The 24,209-nt window shown below is 62.6% G+C and carries 21 protein-coding genes; 8 read left to right on the forward strand and 13 right to left on the reverse strand.

The genetic code is table 11. The features are described from left to right. Positions 1–272: 272 nt before the first annotated feature. Complete coding sequence (gene dnaE, locus AC5ZG1_RS19140) at positions 273–3,719, reverse strand: DNA polymerase III subunit alpha (protein ID WP_028162762.1); 3,447 nt, start codon at positions 3,717–3,719, stop codon at positions 273–275. Between the two features lie 403 nt (positions 3,720–4,122). On the opposite strand from dnaE, the gene AC5ZG1_RS19145 reads away from it, so the two are divergent. Continuing rightward, positions 4,123–4,458, forward strand: a complete 336-nt coding sequence (locus AC5ZG1_RS19145) for a hypothetical protein (RefSeq protein ID WP_496133752.1) — start codon at positions 4,123–4,125, stop codon at positions 4,456–4,458. Between the two features lie 25 nt (positions 4,459–4,483). Here AC5ZG1_RS19145 and AC5ZG1_RS19150 read toward each other — a convergent pair whose 3' ends face one another. Next, the gene (locus AC5ZG1_RS19150) at positions 4,484–5,230 is read right to left on the reverse strand and encodes an outer membrane protein (RefSeq protein ID WP_496133753.1); all 747 of its coding nucleotides are present in this window, start codon (positions 5,228–5,230) and stop codon (positions 4,484–4,486) included. 305 nt (positions 5,231–5,535) lie between these two features. Here AC5ZG1_RS19150 and AC5ZG1_RS19155 point away from each other — a divergent pair, with 305 nt between their 5' ends. Further along, positions 5,536–5,832: a DUF3551 domain-containing protein gene (locus tag AC5ZG1_RS19155; RefSeq protein WP_130226896.1), complete on the forward strand. Its 297-nt coding sequence runs from the start codon at positions 5,536–5,538 to the stop codon at positions 5,830–5,832. 139 nt (positions 5,833–5,971) lie between these two features. After that, positions 5,972–6,265, forward strand: coding sequence for a DUF3551 domain-containing protein (locus AC5ZG1_RS19160; protein ID WP_496133754.1), 294 nt, complete (start codon positions 5,972–5,974; stop codon positions 6,263–6,265). A 65-nt stretch (positions 6,266–6,330) separates the two neighbouring features. Here the strand turns inward: AC5ZG1_RS19160 and AC5ZG1_RS19165 are convergent, their stop codons facing one another. From AC5ZG1_RS19165 to AC5ZG1_RS19200, 8 genes are all read right to left on the reverse strand, one after another. After that, on the reverse strand, positions 6,331–7,029 hold the full coding sequence (locus AC5ZG1_RS19165; protein WP_028162765.1) for an ABC transporter ATP-binding protein: 699 nt from the start codon (positions 7,027–7,029) through the stop codon (positions 6,331–6,333). A gap of 8 nt (positions 7,030–7,037) precedes the next feature. Next, the gene (locus AC5ZG1_RS19170; protein ID WP_130226894.1) at positions 7,038–8,318 is read right to left on the reverse strand and encodes a lipoprotein-releasing ABC transporter permease subunit; all 1,281 of its coding nucleotides are present in this window, start codon (positions 8,316–8,318) and stop codon (positions 7,038–7,040) included. Positions 8,319–8,392: 74 nt separating this feature from the next. After that, complete coding sequence (gene proS, locus AC5ZG1_RS19175; protein WP_208822672.1) at positions 8,393–9,712, reverse strand: proline--tRNA ligase; 1,320 nt, start codon at positions 9,710–9,712, stop codon at positions 8,393–8,395. 210 nt (positions 9,713–9,922) lie between these two features. After that, positions 9,923–10,450 carry a copper chaperone PCu(A)C gene (locus AC5ZG1_RS19180; protein WP_456642359.1) on the reverse strand — a complete coding sequence of 176 codons (528 nt, stop codon included), beginning with the start codon at positions 10,448–10,450 and terminating at the stop codon, positions 9,923–9,925. Positions 10,451–10,481: 31 nt separating this feature from the next. After that, positions 10,482–10,985, reverse strand: a complete 504-nt coding sequence (locus AC5ZG1_RS19185) for a TlpA family protein disulfide reductase (RefSeq protein ID WP_028162769.1) — start codon at positions 10,983–10,985, stop codon at positions 10,482–10,484. Further along, on the reverse strand, positions 10,982–12,172 hold the full coding sequence (locus tag AC5ZG1_RS19190; RefSeq protein WP_496133821.1) for a sialidase family protein: 1,191 nt from the start codon (positions 12,170–12,172) through the stop codon (positions 10,982–10,984). Before AC5ZG1_RS19190 ends, AC5ZG1_RS19185 begins: the two co-directional genes overlap by 4 nt. Positions 12,173–12,219: 47 nt before the next feature. Beyond that, complete coding sequence (locus tag AC5ZG1_RS19195) at positions 12,220–14,613, reverse strand: TonB-dependent receptor family protein (protein ID WP_496133755.1); 2,394 nt, start codon at positions 14,611–14,613, stop codon at positions 12,220–12,222. Positions 14,614–14,700: 87 nt separating this feature from the next. Then, complete coding sequence (locus AC5ZG1_RS19200) at positions 14,701–15,069, reverse strand: DUF2946 domain-containing protein (RefSeq protein ID WP_496133756.1); 369 nt, start codon at positions 15,067–15,069, stop codon at positions 14,701–14,703. A 451-nt stretch (positions 15,070–15,520) separates the two neighbouring features. On the opposite strand from AC5ZG1_RS19200, the gene AC5ZG1_RS19205 reads away from it, so the two are divergent. The 4 genes from AC5ZG1_RS19205 (at position 15,521) to AC5ZG1_RS19220 (ending at position 19,722) form a co-directional block, all read left to right on the forward strand. After that, complete coding sequence (locus tag AC5ZG1_RS19205) at positions 15,521–15,931, forward strand: globin (protein WP_496133757.1); 411 nt, start codon at positions 15,521–15,523, stop codon at positions 15,929–15,931. Positions 15,932–16,141: 210 nt separating this feature from the next. Then, positions 16,142–17,164, forward strand: a complete 1,023-nt coding sequence (locus AC5ZG1_RS19210) for a sugar ABC transporter substrate-binding protein (protein ID WP_028162774.1) — start codon at positions 16,142–16,144, stop codon at positions 17,162–17,164. Positions 17,165–17,173: 9 nt separating this feature from the next. Then, positions 17,174–18,676, forward strand: a complete 1,503-nt coding sequence (locus AC5ZG1_RS19215) for a sugar ABC transporter ATP-binding protein (RefSeq protein WP_130226887.1) — start codon at positions 17,174–17,176, stop codon at positions 18,674–18,676. 11 nt (positions 18,677–18,687) lie between these two features. Then, on the forward strand, positions 18,688–19,722 hold the full coding sequence (locus AC5ZG1_RS19220; protein ID WP_496133758.1) for an ABC transporter permease: 1,035 nt from the start codon (positions 18,688–18,690) through the stop codon (positions 19,720–19,722). 8 nt (positions 19,723–19,730) lie between these two features. On the opposite strand, the gene AC5ZG1_RS19225 is transcribed toward AC5ZG1_RS19220, so the two are convergent. The 3 genes from AC5ZG1_RS19225 to AC5ZG1_RS19235 all read right to left on the reverse strand — a co-directional run bounded on the left by AC5ZG1_RS19225 (position 19,731) and on the right by AC5ZG1_RS19235 (position 22,684). Further along, positions 19,731–20,693 carry a GntR family transcriptional regulator gene (locus AC5ZG1_RS19225; protein WP_496133759.1) on the reverse strand — a complete coding sequence of 321 codons (963 nt, stop codon included), beginning with the start codon at positions 20,691–20,693 and terminating at the stop codon, positions 19,731–19,733. 123 nt (positions 20,694–20,816) lie between these two features. Then, complete coding sequence (locus AC5ZG1_RS19230; RefSeq protein WP_456642353.1) at positions 20,817–21,842, reverse strand: alpha/beta fold hydrolase; 1,026 nt, start codon at positions 21,840–21,842, stop codon at positions 20,817–20,819. A gap of 17 nt (positions 21,843–21,859) precedes the next feature. Then, entirely contained in the window at positions 21,860–22,684 is an 825-nt protein-coding gene (locus AC5ZG1_RS19235; RefSeq protein WP_028162779.1) for a phytanoyl-CoA dioxygenase family protein, read from the reverse strand. Between the two features lie 178 nt (positions 22,685–22,862). Here AC5ZG1_RS19235 and AC5ZG1_RS19240 point away from each other — a divergent pair, with 178 nt between their 5' ends. Next, on the forward strand, positions 22,863–24,101 hold the full coding sequence (locus AC5ZG1_RS19240; RefSeq protein ID WP_496133760.1) for an ABC transporter substrate-binding protein: 1,239 nt from the start codon (positions 22,863–22,865) through the stop codon (positions 24,099–24,101). Positions 24,102–24,209 lie beyond the last annotated feature (108 nt).

The raw sequence follows: 24,209 nt of genomic DNA on the forward strand, positions 1-24,209 counted from the left end.
GCTGCCACCGGACGGCCTTCTAGAGCCATGTTTCCGTGTGAGATGGCGCGCTGTATAGCGCGATTTCCGCCAGAAGCAAGGAAATATGGGCGGATTTGGGGGCGCCTGGCGGCTTTAGGCGATTGGCGACGATTCGCACGCCCATTTCCTCGACATCTCGGCGGCGACACCATTTCCCAATGGCAGCAATCACTTATCTCGGTTCAACAACCGAATCTGTGAAGAATGCAATCCGCCGCGCCGTCGGTGGCGTTGGATCCGCAATCCGGCGCTCACAGCGTTTCGACCATCTCGACGCCGGTCACCGCCTTGATTGCGCCGGCGATCTGCGGGGATACCTGGAAGCGGCCTTCGAGCTTGAATTCGACCTCGGTCTCCAGATCGAGCCGCAGCACCAGCGCGACGTCGCCACCGGTGCCGTTGCCCGGCTGAAGCCGCTTGGCGATCGAGTCCAGCGGCTTGGTGTCGCGCAGGAAGATGCGCAGGCCCTTTTGCGTCTTGGCGGCTGCGGCATCGAGCGGCTCGGCATGCAGCACGCGGGCACGGACATCCTCGCCCTGCAGCTCGGCGCCGAGCTGCAGCAGCACGGCTGCGCCCGGCTCCAGCACGTCGCGGTATTGCGCCAATCCTTCGGAAAACAGCACCGCCTCGAAATGGCCGGTGGGATCAGACAGGCCCATGATGCCCATCTTGTTGCCGGTCTTGGTGCGCCGCTCCATGCGCGACACCACCGTTGCCGCGACCTTGCCGGCGGTCGCACCGGTTTTGACCGCGCGCGAGAACTCGGCCCAGGATTGCACGCGCAATCGCTTCAAAGCTGTGGCGTAGTCATCGAGCGGGTGACCCGAGAGGAAGAATCCGATGGCGTCGTATTCGCGTCGCAGCCGATCCGCCGGCAGCCACGGCTCGACCTGCGGCAGCACGATGCTCGGCGCGTCCGAAAGCCCGCCAAACATATCGTTCTGGCCCGATGTCGCGGCCTCATGGCTCCGCTGGCAGGCGGCGAGGATCGCATCGGCGCCGGCGAAGACGCGGGCCCGGTTCGGGTCGAGCGAATCGAAGGCGCCGGCGGCGGCGAGGCTTTCGATGATGCGCTTATTGATCGCGCGCGGGCTCACGCGCGCCGCGAAATCGGCCAGCGATGTGAAGGCCCCCTTGCGCCGCTCCTCCACGATCTGCTCGACCGCCTGCAGACCGACGCCTTTCAGCGCGGCCAATGCGTAGTAGATCGTCTTGTCGCCGACATCGAACGTTGCGCCGGAACGATTGACGTCGGGCGGCTCGACCTTGATCCCCAGCCGCTGTGCCTCGGCACGGAATTCGGAGAGCTTGTCCGTATTGTTGAGTTCGAGCGTCATCGACGCTGCCAGGAACTCCACAGGATAATGCGCCTTCATATAGGCGGTCTGATAGGAGACCAGCGCATAGGCCGCGGCGTGGCTCTTGTTGAAGCCGTAGTCGGCGAACTTGGCGAGCAGTTCGAAGATCGTCTCCGCCTGCCCTTTCGGCACGCCATTCTTGACTGCGCCGGCGACGAAGATCTCGCGCTGCTTCTCCATCTCGGCGCGGATCTTCTTGCCCATGGCGCGGCGCAACAGGTCGGCTTGGCCGAGCGTGTAGCCCGCCATCTGCTGCGCGATCTGCATCACCTGCTCCTGGTAGATGATGACGCCGAACGTCTCTTTCAGGATCGGCTCCAGGATCGGATGCAGATATTCCGGCTCTTCGTCGCCGTGCTTGCGCGCGCAATAGGTCGGGATGTTGGCCATCGGGCCGGGGCGATACAGCGCCACCAGCGCGATGATGTCCTCGAAACGGTCCGGCCGCATGTCGATCAGCGCGCGCCGCATGCCCTGGCTTTCAACCTGGAACACGCCGACCACATCGCCCCGCGCCAGCATCTGATAGCTTTTGGCATCGTCGATCGGCAGCGTCGCCAGATCGACATGCACATCGCGCTGCTTGAGCAGCCTCACGGCGACATCAAGCACCGTCAGCGTCTTCAGGCCAAGGAAGTCGAACTTCACAAGCCCCGCCGGCTCGACCCATTTCATGTTGAACTGGGTCACCGGCATGTCGGATTTGGGATCGCGGTAGAGCGGCACGAGCTCGCTCAAGGGGCGGTCGCCGATCACGATACCGGCGGCGTGGGTCGACGCGTGCCGCGTCAGACCTTCCAGGCGCTGCGCGATATCGAAGGCGCGCGCGACCACCGGATCCTCGTCGCGGAAAGCCTGCAGCTTGGGTTCGCCCTCGATCGCCTGCGCCAGCGTCACGGGCGCGGCGGGATTTTGCGGCACCAGCTTGGTTAGCTTGTCGACTTGGCCATAGGGCATCTGCAGCACACGGCCGACGTCGCGCAGCACGCCGCGCGCCTGCAGCGTACCGAAGGTGATGATCTGCGCCACCTGGTCGCGGCCGTAGCGCTCCTGCACATAGGAGATCACCTCGCCGCGACGATCCTGGCAGAAGTCGATGTCGAAGTCCGGCATCGACACGCGTTCCGGATTGAGGAAGCGCTCGAACAGCAGCCCGAATCGGATCGGATCAAGATCGGTGATCGTCAGCGCCCAGGCAACCAGCGAGCCTGCGCCGGAGCCACGGCCCGGCCCGACCGGGATGTCGTGGGCCTTGGCCCATTTGATGAAGTCGGAGACGATCAGGAAGTAGCCCGCATAGTTCATGCGGTTGATGACGTCGATCTCGAAGGCGAGACGCTTCTGATAGTCCTCTTCCGTGATGCCCGGCGACAAGCCGTGGATCCGCAGACGCCTCGCGAGCCCCTCCTCGGCCTGGCGCATCAGCTCCGCCGCCTCCTCGCTTGCCGCATCGGAGGCCGATCCCGCGCCGACTGTGAAGCGCGGCAAGATCGGCTTGCGTGTCCTCGGCCGGAACGAGCAGCGCTCGGCGATCTCGACCGTCGACGCCAGGGCTTCAGGAATATCCGCAAACAGCACCGCCATCTCGGCGCGCGTCTTGAAGCGGTGGTCGGGCGTGAGCTGCTCGCGATCGGTCTCTGCGATCAGCCGGCCGCCGGCAATGCACAGCAGCGCATCGTGGGCCTCATAGTCGTCGGTGCTCGCGAAATAGGGCTCGTTGGTCGCAACCAGCGGCAGCCCCTTCGTATAGGCAAGATCGATCAGGCCGGCCTCGGTGCGGCGCTCTTTGTCGATGCCGTGGCGCTGCAGCTCGATATAAAGGCGGTCGCCGAACAGGCTTGCCAGCCGGTCGCAACGCGTGGCGGCAAGGCTCGCTTGATCGGCCGCGAACGCAAGCGTGATCGGCCCGTCCGGACCGCCGGTCAGCGCGATCAGGTCCTCGGCATCGTCCGTCAGCCAGTCGAACTTGATATGCGGCAACTGGTGGACGGGCGTCTCCAGGAACGCCCGCGAGTTCAGCCGCATCAGGCTGCGATAGCCGCGTTCGCGCGCGGCGAGCAGCACGATTCGGGCCGGAGCGCCGGCCAGCACACTGCGCGAATTCGGATCGACGTCGCCGAAATCGATCGCGAGCTCACAGCCGACAATAGGCTGGATGCCATAGCCGGCCATCTTGTCGGAGAATTCCAGCGCCCCGAACATGTTGTCGGTGTCGGTCAGCGCCAGCGCCGGCTGGCGGTCCGCCTTGGCGAGCTCGCCGAGCTTGGCGATCTTGATCGAACCCTTCAGCAGCGAATAGGCCGAATGAACGTGAAGATGGACGAATCCGGCACTGGGCATGGGTGATTCGAACGGCCTTGGTTTGGTGGAGGAACGCAACCGCCGGGCCTGGGCACATGGCCGCCGATCCCGACTCGCCGTTCAATGGTGATGCGTCCGATCCCCGGAGTCCACGCCGAACGCGCCATCATGATGCGGCGTCCCGCTTTTCCCCAAGGGATGGCAACCGATGGCGGCCGACGAAATCGATGCGCCCTCCTCCCACTCAGAACTGCGGAATCAACTGCGCCCAGACCGCGATCATCCCAATGAACAGCGTGATCGATGCCAGCGCCGCCGCCTCTTCGACGAAAATCTTCAACATCGGCCGTCTCCTTGATGAGAACATAGAGCGAACATTGTTCTTTATTTGTTCATGGAGTCAAGGCCGAGCCGTCGGGCTGCCGCGGAGAATCGAACGCGAATGAAGCGGGTGGTTAATGCGCGGCCGCAACCGGCAAGGTCATCCGAACACTTTTTCCGGTTGGACCGTCAGCCTGTGAGCGACGTAGGGCTCATCGCTGTAGCGCTCGAGGATTTCATTGCAGACGAGGCAACGGAATTCCCCCGGCTGACCGGGAAGCGAATCGACCTCGATGCGGCGGTAACCGGCTTCGCATCTCGGACATTGCACGTCGGATTTCAGCATGGCGCTGGGGATGCGCCGCGATCGCGGCATTTTCGCGCCGCGCCGAGAATGATCAGGAGCCGATCGCAGGCAAACCAAGAAAAAAGCCCCGGGCAGATTGCCCGGGGCTGATTGTGCCGCGTTGATTTCGCGAGGATCAGTACTTGCCGATGAGCGGAGCGCCACCGAAGCCGAACTTGTAGTTCAGGCGGACGGTGACGAGGTCGGCGTCCTGCTTGATGTCGTCGATACGCGTGATGCCGAAGCCCGGGTTGACGAAGGTGTTGCGCTCGGTGTCGAGGAACAAGTGGTTGTACTCGACGCCAGCCGACCAGCCCGGAGCGAACGCGAATTCGAGGCCTGCACCAATGCTGCCACCCCAACGGGTCTTTTCCACGCTGTCGCCGACCACACCGAGGAACAAGCCCTCATGCTTGCTGTTGACGACCGCTCCACCGCCCTTCACGTAGAGCAGGACGTTGTTCCAGGCGTAACCGACCTGGCCGGTGAACAGGCCGAAGGCGTCGATCTTGGTGCGGTTGGTGACCAACAGGGCATTGCTGGCGTTGGAGCCGCTGAAATCGGCCCAGTTGCCCTGCGCTTCCACGCCGAACACCCAGTTGCCAGTCTGCCAGCGATAGCCGACCTGACCACCGACCGTGCCGCCGGTCGAATCATGGGAACCCTCGCCGACGGGGAAACCGAAGTCCGACACGTTGGTCCAGGTGTTGTGGCTCGAGCCCCAGCCGCCGTTGACGCCGATGTAGAAGCCGCTCCAGTCATAGATGGCGGCAACCACCGGCGGAGCCTTCGTATAAGGACGCGCAGCCAGATCCGCAGCGACCGCGGGCGCAGCGGCGCCAAGGGCGACCAAGCTCGCCGTTACAAGCAAAACCTTTTTCATTTTATTTCCCGTTCCAGATGTGACGACCCCACGGCCTTCACGCGCCTCAATAAACAGGGTTCCTCAAAATTGCTGTAACTTGGCTGCAACAGATACGGCGAAACGATTCTGACGAAAACGTGAGTTAACGTTGTATTACTTACACTTAGCCCCCGAAGATCGTAGCCGCGTCCCCGCCACAAAAAATTCACAGTTCGGCCTTCGCCACACTCCTTGTGTTGCATATTTGTTTGACGTCCTCTCGGTTGTACGGCTTGGATCGGGTGACGAGCGAACGAGCGACGAGCTGCGATCAAGGAGAAGAGATGCGCAACGTAATCCTGGTTTTGTCCGCGGCCGCCGCGATCGGCGCCCTTGGAACCGCGCCGGCCGCAGCGGTCGGCACGCGCTATCCATTCTGTATCCAGGGGAACGAACAGCCCGGGCTCAGCAACTGCACCTTCACCAGCTATGAGCAGTGCCAGGCAACGGCGTCCGGGCGCTTCCTGTGGTGCGTACCCAATCCCTTCTATGCCGGCGGCGGCAACGGTCCGCGGGCTTCGCGCCGGCCTCTGCCGCCGCCCCCGCCCGCAATCCCCTTCTTCGAGCCTTTCAACGATTGAGTCGGGGTGCACGTCCGCTCCGCGAAGACCATATGATCGGCGCGGGAACGTGACTTGACGGTCCCGCCCGCGAATACTCTGTTCCGAGCGGGGTTAGCGATGGGAGGACGGAATAGTCGTCCTGACGCGGGAGGAACCGATGCGCATTTCGATGTTGGCGATCCTGACGCTTGGCGCGGTCGCGGCGGCGTCATCCGCCCGCGCGCAGACTTATGACCCGAATTATCCGGTCTGCCTGCATGTCTACGGCCCCGTCACCTATTACGACTGCAGCTACACCTCGCTGCCCCAATGCGCGATGTCCGCGTCGGGCCGGGCGGCCCAGTGCGTGATCAATCCTTACGCGGCCAACGCCTACCCTCATCCTTACGCGGCCAAGGCGTATGTCGACTCGTCACCGCGGCGTCACAAACGATATCGCCGGGTCTACTGAGAGACCTTTGTTTGAGCATGATCTCCGCGCAAACGCTTCGCGTTTGTCGCGAGGAAAAACGTGCTCTAATCAAGCTCGACCACCTGCCCGTTCGCCAGCGACACGCGGCGGTCCATCCGGGCGGCAAGGTCCATGTTGTGGGTCGCGATCAGCATCGCAACCCGCGTCGCCTTCACCAGTTGCATCAGCGCATTGAAGACGTGGTCAGCAGTCTGCGGATCAAGGTTGCCGGTCGGCTCGTCGGCCAGCAGCGCCCGTGGCGCGTTCGCAACTGCGCGCGCAATCGCGACCCGCTGCTGCTCACCGCCGGAAAGCTCGGCCGGCCGATGCTTGATACGGTCGCCGAGGCCAAGATAGGACAAGATCTCGGTCGAGCGTTTCACGGTCTCGGAGCGTTTGAGGCCGCGGATCATTTGCGGCAGCATCACGTTCTCCAGCGCGGAGAATTCCGGCAACAGCCGGTGCGACTGGTAGACGAAGCCGATATCGGTGCGGCGAATCTGGGTGCGGTCGATATCCGACATTTGCGACGTCGGCGTGCCTCCGACGTAGACTTCGCCGTCGTCGGGGGTCTCGAGCAGACCCGCGATGTGCAGGAGCGTCGATTTGCCCGAGCCGGACGGCGCCACCAGCGCCACGGACTGTCCCGGCCACAGCGCGAGCTTGGCGCCGTCGAGAATCGTAAGCGTCGCCTCACCCTGCCGGTACTGGCGCTTGATGTCGTGGAGATAGATGACCGGCACATCTTGCGCCCCCTCCGCCATCTCAGCCCTCATTCGTAGCGCAGTGCTTCGACGGGATCGAGCCGCGCGGCCCGCCACGACGGATAAAGCGTCGCCAGGAACGACAGCGTCAGCGCCATGATGACGACGGCCGTGGTTTCGCCGAAATCGATCTCGGCCGGCAGCTTCGACAGGAAATAGAGCGTCGGGTCGAACAATTCGGTGCTGGTGAGCCAGGACAGGAATTGCCGGATCGATTCGATGTTCATGCAGATCAGCATGCCCACGAGGAAGCCGACGATGGTGCCCACGACACCGATCGAGGCGCCCGTGATCAGGAAGATGCGCATGATCGATCCTTGCGAGGCGCCCATCGTGCGCAGGATCGCAATGTCCTGTCCCTTGTCCTTTACCAGCATGATCAGGCCGGAGACGATGTTGAGCGCCGCGACCAATACGATCATGGTCAGGATCAGGAACATCACGTTGCGCTCGACCTGCAGCGCGTTGAAGAAGGTCGAGTTGCGCTGCCGCCAGTCGACCAGGAACACTGGCCGTCCCGCGGCTTCCGTCACAGTCTTGCGAAATGTGTCGATGCGATCGGGATTGGTGGTGAATATCTCGATCGCGGTGACGTCGTTGTTGCGGTTGAAATAGGCCTGCGATTCCGCAAGCGGCATGAACACGAAACCCGAGTCATATTCGGACATGCCGATCTCGAACACCGCCGCGATCTTGTAAGGCTTGATGCGCGGCGTCGTCCCCATCGGCGTCACCGCACCGCGCGGGGCCACCAGGGTGATGCTGTCGCCAGCATGCAGCGATAGTTGATCGGCCAGGCGGCGGCCGATCGCGACCCCCTGCGCTTCGTCGAAATTCTCGAGGCTGCCCTGCTTGATGTTCTTCGCGATCGAGAACAGGTTGTTCAGATCTTCCGCCCGCATGCCGCGCACGAGCACGCCGGAGGCATTGAAGGCGGAGGACGCCAGCGCCTGGCCGTCCACCACCGGCGCCGCAAGCCGGACGCCCTGCACCTGACTGATGCGCTCGGCGACATCCTTCCAGTCGGTGAGTGGCGATTCCAGCGGCTGGACCAGGAGATGGCCATTGAGGCCGAGGATCTTGTCGAGCAATTCCTTGCGGAAACCGTTCATCACGGCCATCACCACGATCAGCGTGGCGACGCCGAGCATGATGCCGAGAAACGAAAAGCCGGCAATGACGGAAATGAAACCCTCCCTGCGACGCGCCCGCAGGTAACGTCCGGACAGCAGCCATTCGAAGGGCGCAAAAGGCGGGGTACGGACTTTTTCGGTCATGGCCTCATCCATGTGTCGATAATCCCATGATTCGGGGCCAAATGTGGCCAGACTGGCCAACCGCACGCGGGTGCGGTGGATAAACGCTATCCCGCGATCTTCACAAGCGCGTCGTCGAGCGTGAGGTTTTCGCGCGTGCCGTCGCTGCGCCGCTTGATCTCGACCTTGCCTTCGGCCAGGCCTTTCGGGCCGACCAGGACCTGCCAGGGGATGCCGATCAGGTCGGCGGCGGCGAATTTCGCGCCGGCGCGCTGGTCGGTATCGTCATAGAGCACGTCGACGCCCTTGGCCTTCAAATCCGCGTAGAGCTTTTCGCAGGCCGCATCAACGGCGGCATCGCCCTGCTTCAGGTTCAGGATCGCCGCCTTGAACGGCGCAACCGCCTCCGGCCATTTGATGCCGGCATCATCGTGGCAAGCCTCGATAATGGCGCCGACCAACCGCGAGACCCCGACGCCATAGGAGCCGCCGTGGATTGGCACCTCCGCGCCGTCGGGCCCCGCAACCAGCGCCTTCATGGTGTCGGAATATTTGGTGCCGAAATAGAAGATCTGGCCGACCTCGATGCCGCGGGTGTTGACCCGCTTCTCCGCCGGCACCTCACTCTCGAAGCGCGCAGCATCATGGACGTCCTCCGTCGCGGCATAGACCGAGGTCCATTGCTTGATGATGTCAGTGAGATCGCCGTCGTAGTCGACGTCATCGGGCGGAATCGGCAAATCGAGCACGTCGCGGTTGCAGAACACGCCGGACTCGCCGGTCTCCGCCAGCACGATGAATTCGTGGCTCAAGTCGCCGCCGATCGGCCCGGTCTCGGCGCGCATCGGGATCGCCTTCAGCCCCATTCGCGCGAACGTGCGCAGGTAAGCCACGAACATCTTGTTGTAGGCGCGCCGCGCACCGGCCTCGTCGAGGTCGAAGGAATAGGCATCCTTCATCAGGAACTCGCGGCCGCGCATCACGCCGAAGCGCGGGCGCTGCTCGTCACGGAACTTCCACTGGATGTGGTAGAGATTGAGCGGCAGGCTCTTGTACGACTTCACGTAGGCACGGAAGATTTCCGTGATCATTTCCTCGTTGGTCGGCCCGTAAAGCAGCTCGCGCTTGTGGCGGTCGGTGATGCGCAGCATTTCCGGGCCGTAGGCGTCGTAGCGACCGCTCTCGCGCCAGAGGTCGGCGAGCTGCAGGGTCGGCATCATCAGTTCCAGCGCGCCGGCGCGGTCCTGCTCCTCGCGCACGATCTGCTCGATCTTCTGCAGGACCTTGAAGCCGAGCGGCAGCCAGGCATAGATGCCCGCGGCCTCCTGCCGGATCATGCCGGCGCGCAGCATCAGACGATGCGAGACGATCTCCGCCTCTTTCGGGTTTTCTTTCAGGATAGGCAGGAAAAACCGCGACAATCGCATGGGCGCACTCAGGAATCAGTTGAGGAGGCAAGAGAAACGCAGTGAAACCGGATCGGGTGCGAAAACACAAGGCCGGCAATTGCGAAAAAGCCGCCAAATAAGCCGATTTGCGGGCGTTGCGCCGATTTGTAATGAGATCGCCGGGGGTGGGTAAAGCGAACCTTACCAGCCGTTCACACTAAATCTGGCCCACCCCACGGCTCCATTGCCTCACTTGCTGCCGGAATGATCGTGCGACTTCTTCATTTCCATGTGGCCGCCCTGATCGCCGCCCGGCGCCTGTGCGCCGACGGCCTGCACATCGAGCGACAGCGTCACCTTGCCCGCCTTCTCGAATTCGAGCGTGACCGGCACCTTGTCGCCCTGCTTCAGCGGCTGCTTCAGGTCGAACATCATCAGATGATAGCCGCCGGGCGCGAGCTTCACGGTCTTGCCGGGCTCGATCGCGAGGCCCTTGTCCAGCGGCCGCATCTTCATCACGCCGTTCTCGGTCGCCATCTCGTGCACCTCGAGCTTGCCGGCGATGTCGCCGGAGGCCCCCACCAGCCGGTCCGGTGACGAGCCCTTGTTCTCGATCGTGAGATAGCCGCCAGCGACCTTCGCGCCGCTCGGCGTCGCCCGGCTCCAGGCCTGGCTGATGACGAGATCGCCGGCCTTGATGTCTTCGGCCTGCGCCGGGGCACCGAACAAGACGGCCAGCAGAGGAGCGAGCGTAATGATGGAAGAGAGTTTCTTCATGTTGTTCTATCCCGTATTTCAGATTGACTTGTTATCTTGATCCCGTCGTCGCGGCCTGTCCTTGTGCCCATTTGTCGAGCTCCGGCATCTCGGCCGCTCCCTCGATGGTGGTGACTGCGCCGCCGCGCGCGATCAGCATCGTGCGCGGAATATCGCCCTGCCAGGCCGGATCGATTTCAAATCGCAGCCGATCGGCAAAGCCATCGCTGAACATCCAGTTCTCGGCCGCGGAGAGCCCGGCTTTCTGCAGCATCGATTGCGTCGCCTCCGGGAGGTTGGGCACCAGGTCCGCACTGATCGTGACCACATCGATTCCAGGATGGTCCTTCATGAACTTGCCGAGCTGGGGCAACTCGACCTTGCACGGACCACAGGTCACGCCCCAGAAATGAACCAGGGTCGGACGACCGGCGTGTGAACGCAGAATTTGCTGCCAGCTTCCGCGTTCGAATGACTTGAGCTCGGCGTCATCCGCGGTTGCTGCGGCGGAAAGCGTCCCCAACAGAAATGCTGCGGCAAGCAGTTCGCGTTTCATGGCTGTCTCTCGATTGGTTGGAAACGATATCCATCGGCCTTCGTCATCCAGGAGAGATAGACTCTCCGGCTGTCCGAGACGAGCAGCGGATGGTCGGAATTGTCGGTCGTGCTGGCGATCACCCCGGATGTCGACCAGGTCGCTCCATCATCCTGTGATTTCATCAGCTTCACCTCGGTCTTCTCGCCGTCGAACTCCTTCCAGACCATCACAAGCCCTTCCGGTCCGGCGATGACCTGCGGCCGCGACGGGCTTCGGCTGGGCTCGCCGATCGGCAGCGGATTCGAGAAGGTTTTTCCGCCGTCGGTCGAGCGCGCATAGAACAGCCCCTTGCGCGCCTTGCCGTTCGTGTACCAGGCGACATGATAGGTTCCATTCGGCGAGATTGACAGGCTCGGTCCGTGGTGCGGACAAGCCGCGATCTGCCAGTCATCCCGGCTGACGCGGTGAACCTCGCCCGGCGGGGCCGAACCTGAGAAGGTGACGACGGCATGATCGCGGACACCGCCTTCAAAGATGTTCCTGAATACGATGACCGGGCGGCCGCTACCATCCAGGGCCAGGCCGAGGCGACAACATTCGCAGGTGTTGTCGGCGACGAGCTGCGCCTCGGAGTAAGTCGAACCGCGGTCCTTCGATGTCGCGAAGAACAGGCCCGCGCCATCGTAGGGCTTGCCGTTCTGCCGCGCCGGCACGCGGTTGCGCTTGTCGAGCCAGGCCGCGAACACGGTGCCGTCAGGCTCCAAGGCAATGGCCTCGAAGCGCTGGCTCTCGTTATCAGCGGTGATCGGGCGCAACGGAGCAAAGCTCTTGCCGCCATCGCTCGATTGTGTCGCGAGCACCTGACCGTTGAAGGCCTTGTCCCTGAAGATCGAGAACGCCAGCACAATCCGTCCCTTGCCATCGATGGCGATCTTCGGACGGGCGTCCGGCCCCCAATCCAGATTTAAGCTCTCGCGCGTGACCTGTACCGGCGAGGAGAAGGTCTTTCCGTCGTCCTTCGAACTTGCAACGGAGATCTGGCCGCCGGCCATCCACACCAGCCAAAGCGTGCCGTCGGCACCGAACGCGGGCGTGACCTTGCTTGCACAGCGCAGGACCGTCTCCTCGCACGCGGCTTCCGATGCGTGCTGATGGTTCATCTGCGCGAATGCACCGCCGTGCCAAAGCGTGAAGACGGCCGCCATGGCGGCAGCGCCAAGGATAGCTCTGAGGTCCCTCATGACAACGCACCTCATTTGAACGCCAGTTTCATGCCGGCCACAAACGTTCTTGGCGCTCCGGCATAGATCGAGCCGGTGGTGTTGGCCAGCACGCTCGCGGGGTTTTGAATGGCCGCCGCCGTTACCGTGTCACCAATGTTGTTGGCGGAAGCCACGTATGTGCGGTCAAAGACGTTCCGCACCTCGAGGTAGAAGTTGACCGCCTTGAAGTAGTCCGAGACCAGGTCGGTGCCATAGTGGACATTGAGGTTGACCAGCTCATAGCCGGGCGCCTTCAGGAGGTTGGCGTTGTCCATGTAGAAGGAGTCCTTCCACTGCACTTCCACGAACGCGCCGAGCCCTCGCAGCGGCCCAGACAACTGGTCGTAGGAAAGCCGTGCGGTCAACTCGTTCGGCGAGATGCCGGGGATCTTGTTGCCCGCGCGGTTGAAGCCGAACACCGCACCATTGGTGATGTTCTCGATGTACTCCGTGTAGATCTCATCGAGATAGGTGTAGGCTGCCGTCAGCCGCCAGCCCGAATAGAAACGCCAGTCGACGGCAAGCTCCACGCCGCGATGCTCGGATCGCGGTGCATTGAACGTATAGCTCGCATTGGGTGCTCCGACTGGCGTTGCCTGCGTCACCAGTTCGTCCTTGAAGAACTCGTAGAAACCGGTGGCGCTCAGCCTGAGCGCGCTGTTCGGCGTCCAGTCGAAGCCCAGATCATAGCCGAGATTTTTCTGGGCCTGCAGCCCTGTATTGTTGCCGTTCTGGCCGTTCGGCAGCACGAAGAGATTGCTGACCTGCGGCGTCCCGTAGCCGGTCGCCACCCTGCCGCGGAATTGCCACTCGCTGTTCAGCCTATAGAGTAGCCCAAGCTCCGGCGCGGTGTTCTGGAATTGCCGATCGGCGGTCGTCACCATCGTCGTCGTGATCGGTATCGGCCCCGTATAAGTGTACGCCGTGTTCCTTCCCTTGAGGTTGGTCGTTTCCCAGCCAATGCCCGCAATCGCGGTGAGCTGCGGGTTGAGCTTGAGTTCCTGTCGCGCGCGAACGCCGTAGTTGGATGTATCGCTGTAGAGATTGCTGGATAGCGCGCCGAGCGTGGCATTGCCGCCCGGCGCGACATTGCGCGTGTCGCTGGAGGCGACGAGCGTGTTGTACCAACCCCCGAAATAGGTGGTCGATTCCATGCCAAGGATCTCGCCGCGCCGCGTGACGTCGCTCATATAATTGTAGGACGGGAAGTCGCCGATCGCGCTGGTCGCCCCGGTGGGCTGGTTGATGTTGCGGTCGTCGAACACGAACTGGTTGCGCCAGGTGGTCTGGTTGTCGAAATCGTGCTCCCAGCGGCCGCCGACGATGGTGCGGCGATCGTTGCGACCGAGGCCTGCCTGCAGCGCAGTCTCCCTGTCGATTCCCGCCGCTGCGTTGAAGCCATTGTTGAACAGCGGCACCGTTGCGCAGCCAAGCGCGGCCGTAGCTCCGGTGACGCAGCCGCGCTGGAACGGGTTTTGGTCATATTGATTCAGCGACAGCCGGATCGGCAGCCGCGCGCTCAAGTCGTTGTTGATGAACTTGACGGTGAAGCGGTCATCGGGCGTGGCCTGCAGCGTGCCGAGGAAATTCACCGTCTGGGTGTTGAACCAGCTATTGGTGATGTAACCGTCGCCGCGCGCATCGCTCGCAAACAGCGAGCCCTCGAAATTGCCGACCTTCTTGCCCGCAGCCAGATAGTTGTTCAGGTAGCCGAAGCTGCCGCCGTCGACGCCGTATTCGACACCGTCGATCGTACCGCCCGGCCGCGTCCGGAAATTCAGCGCGCCGCCGGTTGCGTAGTTGCCGTAGAGCGCCGAGGACGGTCCACGGATCACGTCGATCGCGCTGTAGGCATGCGGATCGATCAGGTCGCTGCGCGATAGTCCGTCCGGCTGGGTGACCGGAAAGCCGTCCTCGAAGATGACGAGGTTGCGAATCCCGAAGCCGTTGCGGGCATTCGATCCGCGGATCGAAATGCCGACGTCGCGCGGCCCGTTGCCCTGCTTGATCGAGATGCCGGGGCTCTCTCGCAGCACGTCTCCGACCGAAAACGCCGGCCGATTGTCGAACTGACTGCGGTCGACGGTGGTTTGAGTTTGGCCACTGGGAGCCTGGTTCAGCCCGTCGCGCAGAACCGTGGGCGTGACGTCGCGCTGCACCACGACGGTCGGGATGGCGGTGGTCCTTGGCGGCGTCACCCGCGGCCGGGCGGCGAGCGTGCGTCCCGCCGGCTTCGGTTTCGCCGGCTTGGCGCGGGCTTCTCGGGGAGCCTCCACGTTGACCGGCGGCAAGGCGGTTTGCGCCGTAGCCGGTGATGGATCGGTGGCGAGCATGGCACCGAGCACCATTGTGCCGGCACCGCTCAGGTAAGCGAGGCGTAACATTGAGAAATTCCTGACACCGGCTCTGCGGCCGGCTCGATGGACGACGTCAACCGGCGCAGCGAAGGCCTAACCGGCAGCGAACGGCAGTCAGGAAATCGATGGTGGGGCGCGCGCCTGCGCGTGGGAGCGTGCCCGGACATCCGCCAGACGGGAGACGAAATCGAGCCATGCCACCTGTTCGGGCGACCGCTCGACAACGCCGGCGGTCATCTCGGGTGGATCGACCGGAGTGCCGGTCTGCAGCACATTACAGATCGAGCAGCAGCCGTCGCGGACGTGCGGCCCGCCAGGGTCGGTTTCGCCGGAACCGGCGCTGTTGTCATGGCAGATGATGGCGGCGGCCAGCGGGTCGGAGGCGGCGATTCCGGCCGCCCAACAGGCCGCGATCGGCGCAAAGATTTGCACCATCAGCGCAATCAGGAAAACGGGCAGAAAATTCTTCAGCCGCCGGCGCATCGCAAAACCCATCCGATGGCGGAAGTAATCACTGCGCCGGGCCGGAGTCGAGAGCCGAAACGCCGCCTTTTTGTCCCGGCACAAGGAATAATCGGGTCCGGATCGGCACCCTCTTACCCCCTACTTTCGTACCCCGTGACGGGTCTTAAACGCGGATTTACAACCGATAGTGGCGAAATCCCAATCATTTCGCAAATTGCTCGAATTTTGAACAATCGTTGCTGAAATTGATGACAAAACAAAAAAGATGGTCTACCAATTCAGGCTCAGGCCAGCCACAGGGCGGACGGTCTGGTGGTCCAAGTCTCGGGAGGAGCCCGGCGCGCAGAAGCAGCGTCACCCCATCAATCAAGATCAAATCCGAATTTTTGGGGAAATAGGGTCGACACAATTCCTCGAGCAGGGCTAGGAGCCCTGCTCTTTTTTCTTTGGGCCATCGCGATCGCTGATCATGTCATCGGCAAATCCGATCGAGCGCAGCTTCGAACTTGCGGCGGCGCGCTGCGATGATCTGACACCGCTGATCTATCGTCGCTTGTTCGAAGCGCACCCCGAAACCGTCGCAATGTTTCGCACCGAAGGCAGTGAGTTCGTCAAAGGCTCGATGCTGGCGCTGACGATCGAAGCGATTCTCGATTTCGCCGGCGAGCGGCGCGGCAACTTCCGGATGATCGAATGCGAGGTCGCCTCGCACGATGCTTACGGCACGCCCCGAGATTTATTCGTCGCGTTCTTCGCCGTGATCGCGGGCACGCTCCAGGAAATTCTTGGTGTGGAGTGGACAGCCGAGATCGATGCTGCGTGGCAAAAACTGCTGCGCGACATCGAAACGATCGTGATGCCGGATGTCGCTAAAGCATGATCCGGAAAAGTGGGTACCGGTTTTCCGAACAGATCATGCTCAAACAAAGAGCTAAAGCGGGACGACGATTCGAAGAAGCGTCGTCCCGCTTTAGCAGCCGCGGAATCGGAACCGTTGGCATGAACGCTCCGATTGTGACAGACTTTCCCTGATCCGCGGCGCGCGCAACAGACGCCGACGGCGCCAAGAACAGACATCAGGGAGCGTGCGATGCCAGGGAAGGACACATCTTCAAGGACTAGGCGCGATCTTCTTCAGACGGCGGCAGCCGGCGGCGCAGCAGCCGCGCTGCTCGGCGGGATTGGCGTGAGCCCCGCGCTCGCGGCGGAAGTGGGACGTTCCGAGAAACCGCTGAAGGCTGCATTCTCCAACGCCGGCCTGCAGGCCACCTGGTGCGCGCAAGGCAAACAGGCGGCCGAATATTGGGGCAAGCTCTTCAACGTCGAGGTCACATGGTTCGACGGCCAGCTCGATGCGGTCAAGCAGCGCGCCGCGATCGACAATATGGCGTCGCAAAAATGGGACTTCGTCGCCATCCAGGCGTTCGGCATCGGCACGCTGACCCAGCCGGTGCAGAAGATGATTGACGCCGGCATTCCCGTCATCGACATGGATACGCTGATCGCTCCGCTCGATCAGATCAACGTCCATTCCTTCCTCGCCCCGGACAATGAATTCATGGGGTCCTCGGTGACGCAGGCGCTCGTCAACGCCATCGGCGGCAAGGGCAAGATCATCATGACGCAAGGCGCACTCGGCCATACCGGCGCGCAGGGCCGCGCCAAGGGCTTCAACGCGGTCGTGAAGCAGTATCCGAACATCGAGGTGCTCGACACCCAGCCGGCCGATTGGGATGTCTCCAAGACCGCGCGTCTGTGGGAGACCTATCTCACCAAATACCCGCAGATCGACGCCGCCTTCTTCCACAATGACGACATGGCGCTCGCCGCCTACAACATCATGAAGGCGCGCAACCGCACCAACATCCTGATCGGCGGGGTCGACGCCATGCCGCCGGCGATCCAGGCGGTGAGCGAAGGCCGCATGTTCGCGACCGTCCGTAATCCATCCTGCCGCATCCACGGCGGCGCCATCATCGCGGGCGTCGCCGCGGTGACCGCGGGCGAGAAGAGCGGACAGGGCATTCCAAAGAGCGTGGTGACCGACGGCCCGGTGGTAACCAAAGCCAACGCCGCTGGCATGCAATGGATGGAGGATCATTTTCTGATCTGAGCCGCCCGCATGCCACAGGGACGCTCACCGATCCTCGAATTGAAGGAGATCACGAAGGCTTTCGGCGGTGTCGAAGCGCTTCGTGGGGTCGACTTCGCGCTTTACGCCGGCGAGATCCACGGTCTCGTCGGCGAAAACGGCGCGGGAAAGAGCACGCTGATGAAAATCATCGCCGGCGTGCATCCGGAATTCTCCGGCCGCTTCGTACTCGACGGACGCCAGACCCGTTTCCGCAGGGCGAGCGATGCCCATGCGGCCGGTGTCGCCATGGTGCATCAGGAACTCAGCGTCGCGCCCGATCTTTCCGTTGCCGAGAACGTCTTTCTCGGGGCGCAGCCGACCAACCGTTTCGGTATCGTTCAGTGGCGGAGGATGGCGCGCGAGGCGGGCGAGCAGCTTGCGCGCTTCGGCATCGACGTCGATCCGATGACGCGGCTGGGCGATCTGCCGATCGGCCTGCAGCAACTGATCGAGATCGCGCGCGTGCTGTTCTCCGGCGCCCGCATCGTCATCCTGGACGAGCCAACCTCGGCGCTCTCCCCGCCCGAGGTCGAGCGGTTGTTCGCGACTTTGCGACGGCTGCGCGACGAGGGCACCGGCATCGTCTTCATCTCCCATTTCATCGAGGACATCCTGCGCATTTCCGACACCGTGACGGTGTTCCGCAATGGGCGGAAGGTCCACGAAACCGAAGCCGCCGCGACCAGCAAGGCCGCACTGATCGAAGCGATGATCGGCAAGGGCCGCGAGGCGCTGGAAGAGACCTATGCGCATGACATCACGCTGCCGCCGCGCGGTGACCGTCCAGTGGTCTTGAAAGCCGACGCACTGTCGCTCGCCCGCAGCGTCCAGGACGTCTCGTTCGACGTGCGCGCCGGCGAAGTGCTCGGCATCTACGGCTTCATGGGATGCGGCCAGTTGGAATTGGCGCGCGTCCTGTTTGGCAAGATCAAGCCCGACAGCGGCACGGTGGTCATCGACGACAACCGCACAGCCTTCCGCAGCACGGCCGCGGCCCGGCGCGCCGGAATCGCCTTTGTCCCCGAGAGCCGACGCGCGATGCTGTTTCACCAGGAGCCGGTGTACAAGAACATCTCGATCAGCGTGCTCGACCGTATATCTGCACTTCTGCTCAAGCCGTCGCGCGAGCGCTCGATTGCCGCCCGGCAGGTCGAGCAATTGCAGATCCGCCCGGCGGCGGTTGAGCTCGACCTCGGGATGCTCTCGGGCGGCAATCAGCAGAAGGTGGCGCTGGCAAAGTGGCTGAGCTATCCGCCGCGGGTGCTGGTGCTGTGTGAGCCGACCCGCGGCATGGATGTCGGCGCCAAGAACGATGTCATCAACATCGTCCGCGAGCTCAGCGCCAAAGGGCTCGCCGTCATCGTGCTCTCGACCGAACCGGAGACGGTGTTGTCGCTTGCCGATCGCATCATCGTCATGAAACGCGGCGCGGTGGTGCGCGAATTTGCGGGTGAGGTGGTCAGCAAGGACCGCCTGCTCGAGGCGGCCTGACGGAGAACAGCATGGCAAGCAGCGAAGGGGTGACTGCAACGGTGCATCGCGGCGGACAGCGCAGCGCGGCTGCGATCCTGCGCTCGCAGATGCGCAACATCGCGCCGTTCCTGACACTGATCTGCCTGAGCGGGTTCTTCGCAATCGCGAGCCCCTCCTTCGCGACCCTCGACAATCTCGGCAACATCCTGATGCAAGTCTCCGTCACCGGCATCATCGCCGTCGGCCTGACCTTCGTGATCCTGTGCGCCGAGATCGATCTCTCGATCGCCGCCATCGCCAACGTCACCGGCATTGCCGTTGCCTATTTCACGCTGCAGGAATCCTATGTGAACATCGCCAATGTACCGTTGCCGGGCTGGGCGGCGATCATGCTGTCATTGGCGCTCTGCGCACTGCTCGGCCTCGTCAATGCCCTGGGGCTGACCGTGATCGGCATCCCCTCCTTCATCATGACGCTGGCGATGATGCAGATCGCGGCCGGCATCTCGGCGCTGCTGGTGCGCGGCCAGATCGCCTACAAGGTGCCCGACCTGGTCGCGACGCTCGGATCCGGATCCATCGGCGGCATTCCATGGATCGTGATCGTCGCGGCGGTGATGCTGCTCGCCGGCCACCTGGTGCTCACCTACACCCGCTTCGGCCGCTACGTCTACATGGTCGGCGGCAATCGCGAAGCGGCGGAATATTCCGGGCTCAACGTCAAGCTGATCCTGGGCAGCGTGATGGTGATCTCAGCAGTCTGCTCCGGCATCGCCGGCATGCTCGGCGTCGCGCATTTCGGCAGCGCGCAGCAGAACGAATTCGACACCTATCTGCTCGATTCGATCGCCGCTGTGGTGGTCGGCGGCACCAGCCTGTTCGGCGGCCGCGGCGGCATCGGCAACACCATTGTCGGCCTGTTCGTGCTTGGCGTGCTCAACAACGGCCTCGACCACGTCAATATCGACAGCTTCCTGAAAATCCTGATCCGCGGCCTGATCCTGCTCGCCGCGCTCGTCATCAATGTCTACGCGCAGCGGCTGCGAGCACGGACGGCGGAATAGTGTGCGGATCAGCTCGAACCCGTATCCTTGAACGGAGACAGATAAGGCGGCAGCGGCGACCGGTCCGCCTTCAAAAAAATCTCGAAACGCTCGAGCCAGCGTGTTGCTGCGGAGCCCAGATGCTCGCGCAACAATCTGGCGGCCTTGCTGACATTGTCGCGACGGAGCTGCTCGACGATCGCGAGATGCTCCTCCAGGGCATCGTGCATGGTCCCCTGCGGAACGCTCAGGCTGGAGTCGAGCAGATAAAGGCTCGGCACAAACAGGATATGCGTTCTCTGCAGCGCCTTGACGATCTCGCGGTTGGGACAATGGTCCAGCAGATTGATGTGGAGGTCAGTTTCGAGTTGCCCGACTGGTCCGATTTCGACCGGACCGTTTGATATCGCACGCCGCAGGTCCGCATGCATGCGTCCGAGTTCCGCAGCTGGCGCCAGCGGCGCGGCGCGCATCAGCGCCTCCGGCTCGAGGATCGCACGCATCTCGAACAGTTCGCGGATCTTGTCCGACGACACATGCGGCGCAATCCAATGGCCGAGCCCGTCCTTTCCGACCATCCCCACGCTGTGCATGCGGGCAAGGACATCGCGGGCGACGGTGCGGCTGACATTGAAGAAGTCAGCTAACGCCGCTTCGGTAATCCTGAGCGATCCGAACAGCACGCGAATCCAGAGTTCCTGCTCGACCTTCTTGTAAACCCGTTCCCATTGCGGCAACGGAGCGATCCGCGATTCGCCAAGCGAGGCGATCTGCCCGACATGCTCAGCCTTCGGACGGCCGGCGACCTGGTAACCCCGCCCCTCCAATGGATGGACGATCTTCGCCTCGCACAGCGCCCGCAACGCATGTCTGGCGGGTGAACGGCTGATGCCGAATGCTTTGGCGACCTGCACTTCCAGCAATTTCTCACCGGGCCGAATCCGCCCCTGCTCGATCATGTCCTTGAGCAACAGAAATGCATCCCGTTGCATCGACGTCTTCTCGAATGCTTCGGCAGTAGCGGCGGCTTGCGGTGACGCTTTCATGTTCCCAACGTCTGGTTGCAGACTTCGCCGGAACTTAACCGGCGAACAGCGCTTCGCGAAGATATACCTTCATCGCAGGAAGGCAGCTATCCGCCGGTTCAGCTCGGAGGCGGCGGCTGGATCGGTTGCACTGGCAACCTGGTGGCCGGAATCCGACATCACCTCCACCAATTCGCAATCGGCGATGTGCTGCGCCGCCCAGCGGCCGGCTTCCGTCGGATTGTAGAGGTCCAGCGGCGGGATCGCGATCAGCGTCCGCGCCCGGATCGATCGCAGCGCGGCGATCGTATCTCCCCGAAAGCCTGGCGTATCACCGACATCATGGCCGTCATACGCGAACGACTGATAGATCCAATCGAGCGGATCGAAACCCTGCTCCAGCCAGAGCCGCGTACGATCTAACAACCAGCGCCTGATCTCATCAGGACCGCTGAACTGCCTGTCAATATGCTGCGGCGTCCGCGCGCCGAGAAGCTGCATGACCGCGCTCCAGCTTTCCCAGCGGTTCGGAAGCTGGTCCGGACATGTATTCGGGTCCGCCGCATGGCTTTGCAGGGCAAGCCGCGCGGCATGGTTGACGGCGCCCGACCAGGCGGTCGTCTTCGCCATCGGCGTCATGGCCACGACCTGCCGCACAATATCGGGATAGGAAACCGCCCATTGCAGCGCCTGCATCCCGCCCATCGAGGCGCCGATCACGAGATCGACGGTTTCGATGCCGAGATGCTGCATCAGCAGCTTCTGGCTGTTCACCATGTCGCGGATGGTGAAGCGGGGGAAGTTCAGCCGCGGCTGCCTGCGCGACAGTGACGGTGAGCTGCTCAGGCCGTTGCCGATTGCATCGATCGCGAAGATCCTGGCCCGGCCGGGATCGAGCGCCCGGCCCTCCCCGATCAGGAAATCAAGCCGGTGGTGGCTGCTTCCGATGGCGCAGAGGGCGACGATGACCGGAAGCGAACGATCATCGATGTCGCCATGGACGGCATAGGACAGCTCGAAGTCCTCGATCGCTTCACCGCTCTCCAATACAAGGCGCGGCAGGCTTAGCCGTCTGTGCGGTGCATCGATCCAGCCGGGCTGCACGGGTGGGTGCATGGGGTCTTTCAGTGCCTCTATGCCGGGACCTTCACGCCCTTATAGAGGATCTTCACTGAACGTTCGTGCTGCTTGCGATGAAACTCGACCGCCACCGGGTCCATGTCGCGGCTTGGAATCGGTTCGTGCTCGAAGGTCCGGTAAGTATCGACGCCACGCACCAGCGAGGCGCTGTCTTCCCCTTCGAGCTGCCGCACCGACGTCGGCATGTAGCGGATCGCAAAGCCGATGCGGCGACGCTTCGACGGATTGGGCGCCGAGCCGTGGATCAGGCGCACATGGTGCAACGACATTTCGCCCGGCTCGAGTTCGAGCATGACCGCCATTTTCGGATCGACCTCTACCGCAACCTCCTGTCCGCGCGTCAGCATGTTGTTTTTGGAGAACGTATCGCGATGCGGGATCTGATCCTGCAGATGCGTGCCGGGCACGACTTCCAGGGCGCCGTTCGCTTTGTTGCTCTCCGACAGCGCAACCCACGCGGTGACGACATCCGGGCTCGACAGGCCCCAATAGGTGGAGTCCTGGTGCCATGACACGAATGACGGGTCCTCCGCTTCCTTGATGAAGAAACTGCTCGCCCAACACAGGATATTCTCGCCGTAGAGATCCTCGATCGCATCGACGATCCGCTCTTCGCGGATCAAGTCGTTCAGCCAGGTGAACAATAGATGGCTCCGTCCGCGCAGCGACCCGCTGAGCGGACCGCCGATGGTTCGCTCGAACGCCTCAAGCTTCGCGCGGATCGAAGCCGCTTGCTCGGTCGATATCGCGCGGATGGGAGCGACATATCCATCTTTCCAAAAGCCTTCGATTTGCGCAGGCGACAACACCTTCGGCATTTCCTTCTCCCCTTGTTCTTCCCTACCCTCTTATGATGTACATTGCATTCAATGTACATTGATGGCAGGATATCGCGTCAAGTTCGGACCGGTCAACCCTCCAGCATGACGGTCCGGCCGGACCGATCCAATGAGGCCGCGCGAAGAAAGCGGCCCGCGCAAGCTAGGGAGAGTTGGAATGTCATTGAGCCATACCGTCCGGCGGGTGTTTTTCGCGGCCGTCGCTGTGCTTGCCGCAACCAGCACGGCCTCGGCGCAGAAGAAATATGACGTCGGCGCCACCGATACCGAGATCAAGATTGGCAACATCATGCCCTATAGCGGGCCGCTGTCCGCCTATGGCGTCATCGGCGAGACCGAAGCGGCCTACTTCAGGATGATCAACGAACAGGGCGGCATCAACGGCCGCAAGATCAACTTCATCTCATATGACGACGCCTACTCACCGCCGAAGACGGTCGAGCAGGCCCGCAAGCTGGTCGAAAGCGATGAAGTGCTCCTGATTTTCCATGCATTGGGAACGCCGACCAACAGCGCCATCCACAAATACATGAACACGAAAAAAGTGCCGCATCTCTTCGTCTCCAGCGGCGCCACCAAGTGGAACGACCCGAAGCACTTCCCCTGGACCACGGGCTGGCAGCCGAACTACCAGAGCGAAGCCCGCATCTTCGCGAAATACGTTCTCAAGGAGGAGCCCGACGCCAGGATCGGCGTATTCTTCCAGAATGACGATTCCGGCGTCGACTTCATGAAAGGCTTCAGGGACGGGCTGGGCGACAAGGCTCGCTCGATGATTGTCGCCGAGGAGAGCTATGAGACCTCGGAGCCGACGATCGACTCGCACATCGTGAAGATGAAGTCAGCCAATGTCGACGTCATCGTCAACTTCGCGACTCCCAAGTTTGCAGCGCAAGCCATCAAGAAGATCGCGGAAATCGGCTGGAAGCCCATGCACGTCATGACCAGCGTCTCGATTTCGGTCGCGAGCGTGATGAAACCGGCCGGCCTGGAGAACGGCCAGGGCATCGTATCCGCCACCTATCTGAAGGATGCGACCGACGCCCAGTGGAAGGACGATCCCGGCATCCGCCGTTTCGACCAGTTTCTGGTGAAGTATTATCCGAGGGGAAATCGGGCCGACGTGCTGGTGCTGACGGGATATTCAGCCGCCCAATCGCTGGTCCATGTCCTGAAAGCCTGCGGCGACAACCTGACGCGCGAGAACGTCATGAAGCAGGCCGCTTCGCTGAAGGACGTCGAGCTTGACGGGCTGCTGCCGGGCATCAAGATGAACACGAGCGCCAACGATTTCGGCCCGATCCAGGACCTGCAGCTCATTCGCTTCAAGGGCGAAAGCTGGGAGCGCTTCGGCGACGTCATATCCGGACGCCGCTCCGCGAGCGAGACGAACTAGTCTAGCGCTCGGGCGCCCCCTCTCCCTGTAAGAACGGAGAGAGGGAGGAAGAAACCCGGGCTCGCTTCGCGTGCGGCGACAGAAATCGCCGCACGCCACCCGCGCAAA

The organism is Bradyrhizobium sp. Leo78, from assembly GCF_059512425.1.

Bases quoted from the DNA above. Each gene is read 5' to 3' on its own strand.
- dnaE (WP_028162762.1), bottom strand. From the start codon at position 3,719: ATGCCCAGTGCCGGATTCGTCCATCTTCACGTTCATTCGGCCTATTCG.
- proS (WP_208822672.1), bottom strand. From the start codon at position 9,712: ATGCGATTGTCGCGGTTTTTCCTGCCTATCCTGAAAGAAAACCCGAAA.
- AC5ZG1_RS19160 (WP_496133754.1), top strand. From the start codon at position 5,972: ATGCGCATTTCGATGTTGGCGATCCTGACGCTTGGCGCGGTCGCGGCG.
- AC5ZG1_RS19165 (WP_028162765.1), bottom strand. From the start codon at position 7,029: ATGGCGGAGGGGGCGCAAGATGTGCCGGTCATCTATCTCCACGACATC.
- AC5ZG1_RS19230 (WP_456642353.1), bottom strand. From the start codon at position 21,842: ATGCACCCACCCGTGCAGCCCGGCTGGATCGATGCACCGCACAGACGG.
- AC5ZG1_RS19220 (WP_496133758.1), top strand. From the start codon at position 18,688: ATGGCAAGCAGCGAAGGGGTGACTGCAACGGTGCATCGCGGCGGACAG.
- AC5ZG1_RS19235 (WP_028162779.1), bottom strand. From the start codon at position 22,684: ATGCCGAAGGTGTTGTCGCCTGCGCAAATCGAAGGCTTTTGGAAAGAT.
- AC5ZG1_RS19205 (WP_496133757.1), top strand. From the start codon at position 15,521: ATGTCATCGGCAAATCCGATCGAGCGCAGCTTCGAACTTGCGGCGGCG.
- AC5ZG1_RS19240 (WP_496133760.1), top strand. From the start codon at position 22,863: ATGTCATTGAGCCATACCGTCCGGCGGGTGTTTTTCGCGGCCGTCGCT.
- AC5ZG1_RS19180 (WP_456642359.1), bottom strand. From the start codon at position 10,450: ATGAAGAAACTCTCTTCCATCATTACGCTCGCTCCTCTGCTGGCCGTC.
- AC5ZG1_RS19150 (WP_496133753.1), bottom strand. From the start codon at position 5,230: ATGAAAAAGGTTTTGCTTGTAACGGCGAGCTTGGTCGCCCTTGGCGCC.
- AC5ZG1_RS19170 (WP_130226894.1), bottom strand. From the start codon at position 8,318: ATGGATGAGGCCATGACCGAAAAAGTCCGTACCCCGCCTTTTGCGCCC.
- AC5ZG1_RS19195 (WP_496133755.1), bottom strand. From the start codon at position 14,613: ATGTTACGCCTCGCTTACCTGAGCGGTGCCGGCACAATGGTGCTCGGT.
- AC5ZG1_RS19190 (WP_496133821.1), bottom strand. From the start codon at position 12,172: ATGGCGGCCGTCTTCACGCTTTGGCACGGCGGTGCATTCGCGCAGATG.
- AC5ZG1_RS19145 (WP_496133752.1), top strand. From the start codon at position 4,123: ATGAAGCGGGTGGTTAATGCGCGGCCGCAACCGGCAAGGTCATCCGAA.
- AC5ZG1_RS19185 (WP_028162769.1), bottom strand. From the start codon at position 10,985: ATGAAACGCGAACTGCTTGCCGCAGCATTTCTGTTGGGGACGCTTTCC.
- AC5ZG1_RS19225 (WP_496133759.1), bottom strand. From the start codon at position 20,693: ATGCAACGGGATGCATTTCTGTTGCTCAAGGACATGATCGAGCAGGGG.
- AC5ZG1_RS19200 (WP_496133756.1), bottom strand. From the start codon at position 15,069: ATGCGCCGGCGGCTGAAGAATTTTCTGCCCGTTTTCCTGATTGCGCTG.
- AC5ZG1_RS19210 (WP_028162774.1), top strand. From the start codon at position 16,142: ATGCCAGGGAAGGACACATCTTCAAGGACTAGGCGCGATCTTCTTCAG.
- AC5ZG1_RS19215 (WP_130226887.1), top strand. From the start codon at position 17,174: ATGCCACAGGGACGCTCACCGATCCTCGAATTGAAGGAGATCACGAAG.
- AC5ZG1_RS19155 (WP_130226896.1), top strand. From the start codon at position 5,536: ATGCGCAACGTAATCCTGGTTTTGTCCGCGGCCGCCGCGATCGGCGCC.